Source organism: Psychrobacter sp. CX14, assembly GCF_057396205.2.
In genome coordinates this window covers 2,979,280-2,992,314 of record NZ_CM183187.1, presented here as the reverse complement: position 1 = coordinate 2,992,314, position 13,035 = coordinate 2,979,280, and the positions used below count along the sequence as shown (strand labels likewise).

The window sequence follows — 13,035 nt, the reverse complement described above, 5'->3', positions numbered from 1 at the left end:
ATCTGTAGGCTTTGTGCCATGATATCCGCTAAGAATATTGGTTTGACTGACATTTTTCAGCCCAACTATTAATCGCCACTGTTACTTTATATTCAGCATTTGCAAGCTCTTAACTAACTGGAACAAAAGTATATTTATGATGAGTCCTTCATTTAATTTAGGCGTCAATCTTTCTAATTCGCAAAAGCTAACGCCGCAAATGCAGCAAGCCATTAAGCTGTTGCAACTCTCCAGCCTTGAGCTTGAGCAAGAGGTTCAGATGAGGCTTGATAGCAATCCTCTGCTTGAGCGTGTAGAGGAGGAAGATGAGGTGAGTGCTGAGGATTTTAATAGTATTGAAGAGCTGACACGGATTGAGCGAGACCAAGACAGCGATGAAGATCCTTATGATCCTTATAATGAAAACGATAGTTATGGGGATAGCTTTGCAGAAAATAGCGATGATACGGCCGATTTATTCGGCAGCAGTGATGATACCCATTATGACTCTAATGACAGTAGCTCCTATGACGAGTTCAGCAGCGATTCGTTTTCACAAAAATTTAGTTCAGAGGCGACGGTTAGCATTAATGAACAATCTGTGAATGAGCTGACCGACAGTAGCGAGCGTATGACCGATAATATGCTAGGGGAGCTGAGTATAGATACCGAATGGGAGGATGTGTATACCCATACCTCTTCCAGCTTGGCCGCGCCTGATACCCAAGGTATGACAGATTATCAAGGTGCTACCTCGGTAAGCTTGCAAGACCATATTCGTTGGCAGTTAAACTTTAGCCATCTCTCAGAGACAGATATTCTCATTGCCGATTATCTGATTGATGCGATGGATGAATCAGGGTTTATTCAGATTGATCTTGATGAATTAAAGGACAGCTTTGATGAAACCGCAAGCTTTTATCAGTGGGAGCAAAAAATAGAGCGTGAGCAAATTACGCATATCCTAAAGATTATCCAGAATTGTGAGCCACTTGGTGTTGGCGCGCGTAATCTTGCAGAGAGCTTACAAATTCAGCTAAGTAGTCTTGATAAAAACACCCCATATCGCGAGCAGGCGCTGCGTCTGCTTGATGAGCATGAGCTATTGGTCAATAACAATATTAAAGAGCTGGTACAGCGTACGGGTGTTGAAAACAGCGAGATAGGGCAGTGCCTAGAGCTTATTAGGACTCTGAATCCTGCACCGGGTTTGGCATTTAGTACGGCGCAGCCAGAGTATGGCAGCAAGCCTGAAATCTATGACATACCGGATGTGATAGTACAAATGACACACCAAGAGGGCAGTGTCGACCCTGTCTGGCGAGTGGAATTAAATCCAGAAACCTTGCCTAAGCTTAGAATCAACAAACAATATGCCAGTCTAGTGAAGCGAGGGGACGACAGTCCCGATAATGTTTATTTGCGTGATAATTTAATAGATGCGCGCCTGTTTATCAGAAGTATTGAGGAGCGCAATCAAAACTTATTGAAAGTGGCAACCTGTATCGTGCAGTTGCAGCAGCAATTTCTGTTAGACGGTCCAACCGCCATGAAACCAATGATTTTAAAAGATGTGGCAGATACGGTCGGACTGCATGAATCAACCGTGTCGCGCCTGACTACCAGCAAAAGTATGTTAACCCCGCAAGGGCTATTTTCGTTAAAGCACTTCTTCTCATCTCATGTTTCAAGCGACAAGGGCGATATCTCATCAACCGCCATTAGCGCCATGATTCAAGCGTTGATTAACAAAGAAGATCCTAAGAAGCCGTTATCTGATAGTGCGATTAAGCAGTATTTAGAGGCTCAAGGTATCGATATTGCACGGCGTACCGTCGCCAAATACCGAGAAGCATTAAATATCGCTTCGTCCACACAGCGTAAGGTGAAGTTTTAAGCCTTCTGTTTTAGAAGTCATTCTCTAATTTTAATGATAAGACACGCTCTATTTATAGAGGGTTAGGGAGGTTTCTGTATTGTATTTTCTGGGTTAAAAATAATAAAAAATTTCAGATTATAAATGGTTTTATTACGTTTGGCTGACATATTTATATTTAGTTACAATTTAAGCGCTTGCGCATTGTCTTATTTCGTGTCAAATTAAAGATGTCCCAATAAATGCTTAACTCACAAATGGTTAAATCAGACATTGTTAGCAGGGATGCCTAATAGGGATATTAGGGTTCAAACTTAAATCATACCGAGATTTCGTTTAGGAAAATACTAAGGAAAATAAAGGTATGTTCACTGGCTTAGTATAACTGACAAGTCACTTTGAGTAAGCCCAGCTTCTCAAACTTAAAGAAGGATGTATGTATTATGAACATTTCAATCAATGGCCATCACATTACTGTTACCGACGCGATGAAAGACATGGTTATGGACAAGCTCTCTAAAGTTGAGCGCCATTTTGACCAAATTCAAAGCATTAAAGTAATTCTATCGTTAGACAACCATCATTCTGATATCAGTCATAGCGGTAAAAATAACCATAAAGCAGAAGCGATTTTGCGAGTGGCTGGTCAAGAAATGTTTGTACAGTCTTATGATGATGATATGTACAAAGCCATCCACGAAATGGCAGATAAATTAGACCGCCAAGTGCGCAAATATAAAACCCGTATGGAACGTAAAACACGTTCAGCAAAACGCAGAGAGCGCTTTACGCCTCGTGTTCCTGAAGCCGATATTGCAGAAGGCTCAATACTCGCTTATTAATTAATACTTCTATCATTAACGAATCTTTTCCTCCAAGATAAAAAAGATAAGAAAAGGCCTCTGTCATTAAGATAGAGGCCTTTTTTTATTCAGTAGTTTTTTTACTTGAGATTGAGATTTAGTTAAGGATTTATTTAACCGCCGCCAACTGCTTGAACCACCTCAATAACCATATCCTCAACAATCTCAGTGGAAGGTAGCTCAGATTTAGGAACCAATTCACCGTTAATTTCCACCGCATAACGACCTTGGCTTAACGCCAATTCATCAAGTACAGCCTTAACAGAGGTTTGCGCAGTAGAGAGAGTATTCCCATTAACAGTGATGGTTTTCATGAGATTTAATGCCTTATCCTTCAAATATTAAAAAAAGTGATACAAATTACGAGGTGTGCTTAAACGCAGTCACTGCCAACCAAACCCAGCCGATAATCATTAATGTGCCGCCAATAGGAGTAATAGCACCAAACCAGCGTGGGGCACCTAACGTCATGGCAAATAAACTACCAGCGAATATAATTACGCCAATCTGTAGCAGCCAAGCAGTGGTTTGAGTGGTATAACCCAAACGCACCAATATACCGACTATTAATAAGCCTAATGCGTGATAGAAGAAATATTGCGTGCCAGTATGCCACCATGCCATTTGCTCTGGTGAAGCTATTGATTTGATACCGTGAGCACCGAAGGCGCCAAGTGCGACAGCTAACGCTAAGTTAATAGCAGCAATACCAATCCAGTTCATACACTCACCATCAGTAATTATCAGTCTGCATTATTCTATTAATAGGACTCTTCATTTGGCATAATGACGCTATCAATCGTCATTGCCTCACGAATTTTGTCCATGGCATTTTTTTCAATCTGACGTACACGCTCAGCAGAGATGTTATAAACCGCTGCTAACTCATGTAAGGTTGATTTTTGCTCAGATAGCCAGCGCTGCTCGACAATATCGCGCGAGCGATCATCTAACGTATCCATTGCATCCATTAATGCACTGGTGTTATTTTCTTCCCAGTCGGCATCTTCAACCATTTCAGCCGGATCAACACCGTCCTCTAAAAACAGCTGCGGTGCATAATGGCCATCATCATCGTCGCTAGATTGGGCTTCAAATGACGCATCATAAGAGGTCAGGCGGGATTCCATCTCTAAGACCTGCTTACGGGTCACATTTAGGTCAGCCGCAATGGCATCGGCTTCCTCTAAGGTAAGCTGATTGTTGGTCTTTTTAAGACTGCGCAAATTGAAGAATAGTTTACGATGCGCCTTGGTTGTCGCAACTTTGACAATACGCCAGTTACGAATCACAAACTCATGAATCTCCGCTTTAATCCAGTGTACCGCAAAAGACACCAAACGTACGCCTTTATTCGGATCAAAGCGCTTCACCGCTTTCATAAGACCTAAATTACCCTCTTGGATTAAGTCCGCTTGTGGCAGACCATATCCTGAATAACTACGCGCAATATGAATCACAAACCGTAGGTGTGACATAACCAGCATACGAGCCGCTTCGACATCACCATCATCATAATAACGATGCGCAAGCTCTTGCTCTTGCTCTGTGGTTAAAATCGGAATCTGATGCACTGAGTTGATATATGCACCCAAGTTAACGCCCGGTGCCGATAAATTAACCGGCATTGTAGGCACCAAATCACGGGTACGTGTATTTGGATGCTCACTCACCCAAGGGGTCACTTCTTGAACAGGTTCATCAATATCAGGCGTCAGTTCATCCAGCTCGTCATTATCCAGAAGCGTTTCTGCCTCAACATCGATTGGCTCTACTTCAGGTGTTTCAACTGCTGTCTTCTTTACAGACTCTTTTTTAGTTTTTTTAGGAGTAGCCATATTTTGACCTTGCAAGTAATAACTTTATTGGGGTCTATTGTAAAGGATACTAACGACTAGTTGCCATGTGTTTTAGTAATGATGAGGTGAAAGATTGTATCGAGTTTTTCCAAACGTTCGGACACAGGCGATTTAGAACGGGTGTTTAAGATCATATTTAGACCAGCTTGTTTACAAAATGCATCCAAGTCGTGCCGCGAGTTTGGGTCAGTGGCCAACACATAAACACTATCGCCAGGCTCAACAGAGCGCAGCGCAACTTTCGTTTTAAGCAGCGGCATAGGGCACGCCAGTCCGCGGCCATCGACCAAGGCCGTGATTTGTGAGTTTTCTAAGCCAGACTCAAGTGTTTGTTGCTCAGTATCACTAAGCGTCTCTAGCTGAGTTTTTAATAGCGTTTCTTGCTCTTTATCTGCTAAATTAATATCAATCATAATATCAAAGTGTCTCTTATTGAAAAGGCTAATTTTCAGCGTTATTTATCTATTATTTATTGGTTATGACATCATTCAACTGGTGGTGGTTTAATCAGGCTGCAACCTATACACAATGCGCTTAATGCTAATTATAAAAAATTACACCGGTGACATGATGGCATAATATTGTCTGGTTATGATGGTATCATCAAAGTGCGTAGATAACATCTAAGCGCACGTATCAAAAATGATGACATACAGTACTAAGCGTAATGGTAAGCGTTACAACTAACGTCATATTTAGCCTGCATATAACTACCAAATGCAATGTCAATTCTCGTCCAAAGCTAGTTAGAAAACCCGTTAAGATAAACACAAGGAAGACATATTGAGTTCTCTATCACCGCGTCCTAATTCTACTAACGCATTTAAGCCCTCTAAGGTATCGCGCCAAAATCGTCTTTCATTAACCTCTGTGTCTAGGGTTTTGGGAGGTAGTGTGTTGCTTGCCTTGTCAAGTATAGGGTATGCTGAGGGCGGATTTGCACAAGGTAGTGCGTGGCAAAATTATTCATCGAATTATTCGTCTAATGCTTCATCTGGCTATTCATCCAATGATGCATCCAACTCGTTTGGTAATACATCTGTTGGCCCTTGGGCGACAGGCAGTAGTTCAGTATTCAGCTCGAAGTCTGCGGAGCTTAAGCTGCCAGATTTAGGCAGCGGTGGCGGCCGGTTTTTGGAAGCCAATCAACACAAAATACTGGGCGAGTGGGCGCTGCAGCAATTAAGCCGAAGTGCGCCTATGTTGGGTGATCCGTGGATGCAAGAGCAATTAGAGACTCTCGTGTGGCGTATTAATGCACAAGCCAGAACGCAAGCACCGTTAGCCCTCGTGGTACTAAATAACCCAACCATTAACGCTTTTGCCATACCCGGCGGGGTGATGGGTATACACACGGGCACAGTTATCGAATCCAACAGCATGGATGAGCTGGCCAGTGTGGTGGCGCATGAGGTGGCGCATTTAAGTCAGCGCCATTATGAACACCGTGACGATGCCAATAAAAAAGCCTTGATGATGCAAATTGGCGGTATGCTTGCCGCGATTGCAGCCTCTGCCGCTGGCGGTGGTGATGCCGCTACTGCAGTCATGATGGGCAGTCAGACAGCTGCACTAAACAGCCAAATGGCGTTTAGCCGCAGTAATGAGCGAGAGGCAGATCGCATTGGTATGCAGCTGATGGCCAAATCCGGTTATGACCCGCGAGCGATGCCGAAATTTTTTGCGACTTTAAATCAAAAAACGCAGCTCAATAGAGGTAAAGATGTTTATCTGCCTAGCTTTATCATGACTCACCCCTTAAGCTCAGAGCGCTTGAGTGAAGCACAGAGCCGTGCCAACAGCTATGACAATATTAGTCTACATAAGAAAAGCGACCCGTTAACTTTTGATTTATTAAAGTGGCGGGCAAAGGTACTAACCAAGCAGAGCAATCAAGGTGAGCTAATAGCTGCAGCACCGCATAATACAGGTGCTTCCATGGCGCTCGCTTATTGGTACGGATCGCAAGGTCGATACAGTGATGCCGAAAAAACGCTGAATAAGCTAAAGCAGTTACCGGCGCCCAAAGAGCAATCTGACAAAGTTGCTTTTGATATTTTACTGGCCATTACTGAGGCTGAGATAGCCGGTATGCGTGGTAAATGGGATATCACTGAACAAGTGCTGCAGCCCTACTACAACCTATATCCCGAGCGTCGTGATGTGAAGCTATTATTATCAGATGCTTGGCTTCAAAATGGCAAATACGATCAGGTTATTAAGGTGTTAAAGCCTGTGATTAATAGTCGACCTTATGATGTTGAAGCCTTGTTTCGGATGCAGCGTGCTTATGAATTGATGGCGCTTAACCCGAATACTCAGGGCAATACCCAGCAAAAACGGCTGATGCGCGATATTGCTACCATTAATGCGCTGCGCTACCGCGGACGAGGTGAGTTATGGCGTGGCAAATATGAAGATGCTTTGGTCTCAGTACAGCAAGCCAAAACATTGATTGATGATATGAAGCCAAGTGAGGTAGGCAGCTTTAACAAAGCCCCCTTACTAGCAACCGTAAAACATGAGATTGTAGAAATAAAAGCAGCCAAAGACTTCCGTCCTTAGCTGCTTGAGTTTAATGGATTTGGGTTGCTGATATTCAACCTATAGCTATTCAATAAGTGAAGTCGCAAATGGATAATGTTAGCCCATTAATGCTTTTTTAACCAATTGTGACATCACGGCAGGGTCGGCGCGTCCTGCTGTTTTTGCTTTTAATGCGCCCATCACTTTACCCATATCTTGCATTGAGCTGGCACTTTGCGCACTGATTTCATCGTTAATCAAGGCCGCTAATTCTTCTTCGCTCATTTGCTGCGGCATAAAGTCATTAATGATATCAATCTCAAACTGCTCTTTTTGAGCCAAATCATCACGGCCGTTGTCTTGGAACACATTAAGTGATTCTTGGCGCTGTTTTAGCTGTTTTTGCAAAATCTCCAATACGCCGGCATCGTCTAGCTCAATTTGGCGGTCAATTTCAATTTGCTTAATCACAGATTGAATGTTACGAAGCACTTTGACTTTATCAAGCTCACGCGCCTTCATAGAGGTTTTGACTTGCTCAGTAATGGTATTTTTTAATACGCTCATGAGAGTATCCTGTATTTATACTAGAAGCTAATCTGCTTCTAATGTTTTTATTATGATGGAGAGGAGGCCGTTAAAACCATCATTAGTTTAAATGATTAACCTCGATAATGACTAAAAGTTTAACATAAAAAAACCACCTATATTATGCCGAGGTCATCACAAAGCTGTGATAATAACGACAAAATAAGGTGGTCTTTTAATCAATATATCAAGCGCTTAAGCCGGCAAGCAGCGATATCACACTTAACTAAAATCCGCTCTAAAACAAATTAAGTATTGATTAGTACATACGAGTTGTGCGGATAGACTCGCGTTGTAATTTCTTTTTATAGCGTTTTACTGCGGCTGCCTTTTTACGCTTGCGCTCTTGCGTAGGCTTTTCATAGAACTCGCGTTTACGTACATCAGACAAAACACCAGCTTTTTCGCAGGCACGCTTGAAGCGACGGATAGCGATATCAACAGGTTCGTTTTCTTTAACCTTAACTGAAGGCATGCAGACTCCTTAAATAAGTAGTGGAAATTAGAGACTAAGGACATTAGTAATGCTGTGTGGTTTATATTAGCCGCAGTGTCTCATCAGGGTGCGGCATCAGCTATTACTAGGATAAAATTAATAATCCTAATAGGGTATATTAGATTTAAGAGCGAAATTATACTAAAAAATAACAGCGCTGTCAATATAAAGCAGGGCTTATGGTGTGAGCGATATAAAGTAAGATTACTTAGTTCTCTTTAATTGGGGTAAATAAATTATTGGTAAATATGTCTATTTAACCTGAATTCGGGATAAGCCCCTAAAAAACCTTAAAGTTTAGCGACCTGTCCATAAGCTGACACGTTCTTTAAAGTAGGTTTATGTGGAAACCAACAATAAGCAATCAATCCTGCTAATAAGTTAGTCGCAAAGCCTGCCATACTGCGATGCCTTGAGTGTTCAATCTGACACAAGTTCTTAAGTTCATCAAACACCGTCTCAATTAAAGAGCGTTGATTCAGTAGGCCCTCATCAAAAGGTTCAAGTTGTTGTTCTTTCATGTTTCTGCGTAGTTTGGTGGTAAAGTCTATGTCAAACTCTTTGAGTTTATCTTTTAGGGCTTGACTCACATAGCCTCTATCACCAAACAGTTTGCCGAACAAGTTATCTGCCATGCCTTGTTTTAAAGGCTCTCTATCATCGACATTACCTGGGGTTAGTTTCACCGCTACTAACTCTCCCTTATGATTAATAATGGCATGAAGCTTAAGCCCGTAGAACCACCCCATACTTGTCTTACCTCGACCAGCAATGCCTTCAAATACTTTATGACGATAGATTCGTTTGTTATGGCACACCGATAACTTGGTAGCATCAACGAAGCTAATCCCTGTGCATGTATCCATCAATCCTTTAAGGTAAACACACAGTGGCATAATCGTTCTTGGTATTAGTTCAATAAACCGTGAGTAGCTCGGTAGGTTAGGAAACTCACGTCTCATCATGCCGATCATATGATGATAATAAAAACCTTTAAACTGACGATAACGCAGTTGATGAAACAGTACCAATATGGTCATTATCTCTGGTACACTTATCTTGCATGCTCTTAATCGCTTTGTGCCGTTTTCGATAAGATGCCCTTCAAACTCTGGTTTGAATGCTTGGTGAAAATCGTCAATATAGCAGTCAGTTTAATTAGGTTATCCATGTAAGAAGTCCTCGTTGCAAGGTTTGTCTTGGTAAACTGACTTTAGCAATTTTGGACTTCTTTTTTTATACTCTTTTCTTATCCCGAATTCAGGTTGTTTTAATCAAAACCTCTTAAATACTGTCTAAAAATACTTGACCACTACACTTTATTACATTCACAAAAACGCGCAACCCATTGATAATAATGAGTTGCGCGTTTTAATATTTATTGTCATTTTATCTAGGTAACATGATGAAACTCAGGGTTTGAAAAAATGACTATTATGCCACTGCTTTAATAGACTTTTATGTTTATTAAAACTTTTAATTAAAACTTAAATTCTGCTGCAAGTGAAAAGTTGCGACCTGGGGCAGTTAAATAATTGTAATTGTTTCCTTCTGGTTTATGAATAGAGTTTTCGGAAACTTGGCGTAAAGCAGACCAAGTTGTATATCTTTTATTAAAGACATTAAATACACCTGCACGAATTGTCATATAATCTGTTGGCTTGTAGTAACCAATTAAATCATAGGTTGTCCATGCCTTGGGTATATTATAAACAACGGGTATTTCTGGTTCTGTGAACTCTCCTGATAGACAAAGGCCGTTTTTGGACTCCCCGACACAATCTCGACTTGTATTGCGACTAGAGAGTATCTCACTGTATTTTTTCGCTTTTGAATGTACCATCATTGCCTGCAAGCCCCATTTGTCATCAGGACTATCATAACCTAAGCCAAAGGTAAACTTAGCAGGCTGAATAGCTTCAAAAGAAGACCCCAATATCTCTAATTGAGCATCATAAATTTTACCGTCTATCTCTACTTTTTTATCGTGAGTATTTAAATAACGATCTTTTACCTTTAGTTTATTATAGTGGAAGGTAGAGTATAAGCCATCTGGAACCTTGTTATAAACACTATTAAGGTCTAAGTGCCCATAAATATTGATACCATCTAAAGTGGCATTTTCCAAATTGCGATAATTGATCTTAGCCTCTTCATCTTCCGAATCAAAACCTGCATATCTTCCCACAACAATAAGATCTTTATATTTATTATTAAAGTAATTCATTTCAAGTAAGCCATAATTGCCTTTCACACCAAGCCCATATTCTTGATTAATTACTGTTTCAGGAGACAGCTTTCTGCTGGCATAAGGGAACTTTCTTACTTCCTCATAGCCAAATTGTTCATGAAAGGTGGGTACACGAAAACCATTAGACATGCGATAAGATAAAAAGATATTTTTTGTTGGTTTAACCACTGCGCCAACATTGTAAGAAAGATTATTATAATCAGCATTAATTGATCCACTATCGGTCTCAACTTTATGATGGTCATGACGTAAACCCAAGCCTAAGTCTAAATAAGGATTGATTTTAATCTTATCATTAAATCCAATAAAGGTATTTTTTGAGGTTAAGTCATAGGAATTACAGCCTACTGATGCACTTGTATCATTGCTGCAGTTGTTGGTGGTATATAAGCCTGTGGATGCTTTATCGACTACATAAACATAAGGATTGTCTTTTGTGCCCTTACCTCCTATTTTCTCCATTCTCACAACAGCATTTTCAGCATAATAGTTTGTCCGTTGTACCTTAGCATCTGCAAGATCATGACCTGCTAATATATTCAGCCTATGTTTCCATGACCCTGTATTAAATGTGGTATTTGCATCAGCTTTAAAGATATGATGTTGCTCATCATAGTTATGAGTTTGTGTTTCATAATATGAGTATGGCTTATCCATTGTTGCACGGCAATTTTTATCTACAGTCGGATACTCAGAACAGTTACGGATATGCTCTGTTGTTTTAGTGTTGATACGCTGAAGGTCATAAGTGAAATTTACATCATCAAAAAATTTTAAATCTTTTTGTTGCAATGTTAAGCCTGCCCTTTCTTTATTATGCACTTCATCGATATGCCTTAAACGAGTATAACGATAGTTTGTACCATGTACGTCACTTGAAATGAGACCTATTTCTTTAGGTTTAAATCCTTCTTCAAGAATAATTGGTTTTCCTGGTACTATATCAATAAGTTTTTCGTTCCAATAATAATCAACAGCAACAAGTTTTTCTACGCCATCAACTACTTCGGTTTTGTAGTACGGTATACGTTTACCATCTTTTAAAGTATTTTTATTTACATATAAAAAATGATCTATATAGTCATTTTTGTCTGAATCATACACTTTAACAATAGGATTGGTTGGATCATTAACGCGTACATTCGGATCTGTTTCAGCACGTGCCAATGATATTGGATCGCTCAGTGGCAGTATGAGGTTATGAGCTGGATTAGTAGAATGAGCTATATAATTACCTTTGCCACGACGACCAATTAGTTTTTTAAATTCTTCATCTGGTTTCCAATAAGCAGGTTTGTGCATATCTCTGATATTGTATTTTTGTTTTGTGTTTTCATAAACAATACCTATGCGTTTATTATCATCAACCTGATATCCAAATTTTGCTAATGTAGAGTTAGAATTATAATTCAACTTATCAGGAGTAGGGCTATCTTTGCCAGTATAATTTTCAGCACTAATAGTTTCGCGTGTTGTTAAGTCTTTATCAAAAATTTTTTCATATGTATAGGGAGTACTATCTTCTTTTTCATAAATCAAATATGGCCATCCTAATTGCTGTGGAGTAGCTTCATAAGCATGAACTTTATTTTTTAATTTGTCTCCTATACAATCTTTAGATTGTGGGTCACAGACATGATACCATTTTAAGTATCCATCTGTTTTTAAATGCTCTGGTTGATCAAGCTTAATCTTTTTTCTAGTAAAATTTGAAGGAAAAAATTGTGCATCAACAAATTTTTCAGATTGATTACCGTTTTCATCTTGAATGGTAAAATATTTTGTATTATCCTTGCCTGTTTCATTCCCTTCCTCATCATATGCGGGACCAACAAAGTAATATTGAGAATGTGCAACATCGAATGATTCATCCAAAACATCCTCATGTACTTTAGTCTCTTTGCCATCTTTTTGGGTATGAATTAGCAGAAAATCAGCATTTTTATGACGACCAGCAAAAGCAATAGAATTTAATAAATTGCTATTTTTACTGCTATAAGCAGATTTGACATCTAACCCCCAGTTTTTTCCTGATTTAACAATATCTTGTGCATCTTTGGTCTGCATTCTGATACTACCACCAAGAGAGCCACTGCCAAAATCAGAAGAACTTGCACCTTTGCTAATTTCGATATTTTTGATGTTTTCATATTCTATTTCGTTGATTGCACCACTGAAGATATCATTAGCGGCAGATTTTCCAAAACGCTCAACTGTGTAATGTGATAATTGAGGTATGCCATCAACGGATATACCTACCCGGTTTTTATCCATGCCCCTTATAGAGTAACCACTACTAGCGCCCCGTCCCTGTTCAACAACATCAATACCTGGGTCATAACGAGTCAAATCACGAATACCCATTACCATTTCTTTATCTAGATCTTTAGAGCTTTTAACTTCTTTACCAAGACCGGTAAGCTCTGTAGATTTTTTATGTAATTTCTTATTACCTTGAATATGAACATCAGCCAGTTGAGTCTCTGCTGCAATACTACAGTTACTGTACAATACACAAAATATGATATAAAGTTGGAGCTTTTTGTTTCGCATTCAGTTTATCCTTAATCAACGTAAAGGCACAGCTTTTAGCATAT

The 13,035-nt window shown here is 39.9% G+C and carries 10 protein-coding genes and 1 pseudogene; 3 read left to right on the top strand and 8 right to left on the bottom strand.

What is annotated here, in order from left to right; translation table 11 throughout:
* Window positions 1–139: 139 nt before the first annotated feature.
* Window positions 140–1,876, top strand: coding sequence for an RNA polymerase factor sigma-54 (locus AC2SLO_RS11770; protein ID WP_486543746.1), 1,737 nt, complete (start codon window positions 140–142; stop codon window positions 1,874–1,876).
* A gap of 422 nt (window positions 1,877–2,298) precedes the next feature.
* Entirely contained in the window at window positions 2,299–2,697 is a 399-nt protein-coding gene (hpf, locus tag AC2SLO_RS11765; protein WP_486543737.1) for a ribosome hibernation-promoting factor, HPF/YfiA family, read from the top strand.
* A 134-nt stretch (window positions 2,698–2,831) separates the two neighbouring features.
* On the opposite strand, the gene thiS is transcribed toward hpf, so the two are convergent.
* The 4 genes from thiS to AC2SLO_RS11745 form a co-directional block, all read right to left on the bottom strand.
* Window positions 2,832–3,032 carry a sulfur carrier protein ThiS gene (gene thiS / locus AC2SLO_RS11760; protein ID WP_486543738.1) on the bottom strand — a complete coding sequence of 67 codons (201 nt, stop codon included), beginning with the start codon at window positions 3,030–3,032 and terminating at the stop codon, window positions 2,832–2,834.
* Window positions 3,033–3,078: 46 nt separating this feature from the next.
* Window positions 3,079–3,441 (bottom strand): DUF423 domain-containing protein, encoded by a 363-nt coding sequence (locus AC2SLO_RS11755; RefSeq protein WP_486543739.1) that lies wholly within the window; start codon window positions 3,439–3,441, stop codon window positions 3,079–3,081.
* 38 nt (window positions 3,442–3,479) lie between these two features.
* On the bottom strand, window positions 3,480–4,346 hold the full coding sequence (gene rpoH / locus AC2SLO_RS11750; RefSeq protein ID WP_486543747.1) for an RNA polymerase sigma factor RpoH: 867 nt from the start codon (window positions 4,344–4,346) through the stop codon (window positions 3,480–3,482).
* 266 nt (window positions 4,347–4,612) lie between these two features.
* Window positions 4,613–4,990: a sulfurtransferase TusA family protein gene (locus AC2SLO_RS11745; protein WP_486543740.1), complete on the bottom strand. Its 378-nt coding sequence runs from the start codon at window positions 4,988–4,990 to the stop codon at window positions 4,613–4,615.
* A gap of 481 nt (window positions 4,991–5,471) precedes the next feature.
* Here AC2SLO_RS11745 and AC2SLO_RS11740 point away from each other — a divergent pair, with 481 nt between their 5' ends.
* The gene (locus tag AC2SLO_RS11740) at window positions 5,472–7,142 is read left to right on the top strand and encodes a M48 family metalloprotease (RefSeq protein WP_495637077.1); all 1,671 of its coding nucleotides are present in this window, start codon (window positions 5,472–5,474) and stop codon (window positions 7,140–7,142) included.
* 78 nt (window positions 7,143–7,220) lie between these two features.
* On the opposite strand, the gene AC2SLO_RS11735 is transcribed toward AC2SLO_RS11740, so the two are convergent.
* The 4 genes and pseudogenes from AC2SLO_RS11735 to AC2SLO_RS11720 all read right to left on the bottom strand — a co-directional run bounded on the left by AC2SLO_RS11735 (window position 7,221) and on the right by AC2SLO_RS11720 (window position 12,991).
* Window positions 7,221–7,670, bottom strand: a complete 450-nt coding sequence (locus AC2SLO_RS11735) for a GatB/YqeY domain-containing protein (protein WP_486543742.1) — start codon at window positions 7,668–7,670, stop codon at window positions 7,221–7,223.
* 280 nt (window positions 7,671–7,950) lie between these two features.
* Window positions 7,951–8,166 (bottom strand): 30S ribosomal protein S21, encoded by a 216-nt coding sequence (rpsU, locus tag AC2SLO_RS11730; RefSeq protein ID WP_007394316.1) that lies wholly within the window; start codon window positions 8,164–8,166, stop codon window positions 7,951–7,953.
* Window positions 8,167–8,477: 311 nt separating this feature from the next.
* A pseudogene (locus tag AC2SLO_RS11725) lies at window positions 8,478–9,358 on the bottom strand (IS982 family transposase).
* Between the two features lie 309 nt (window positions 9,359–9,667).
* Window positions 9,668–12,991 (bottom strand): TonB-dependent hemoglobin/transferrin/lactoferrin family receptor, encoded by a 3,324-nt coding sequence (locus AC2SLO_RS11720; protein ID WP_486541647.1) that lies wholly within the window; start codon window positions 12,989–12,991, stop codon window positions 9,668–9,670.
* Window positions 12,992–13,035 lie beyond the last annotated feature (44 nt).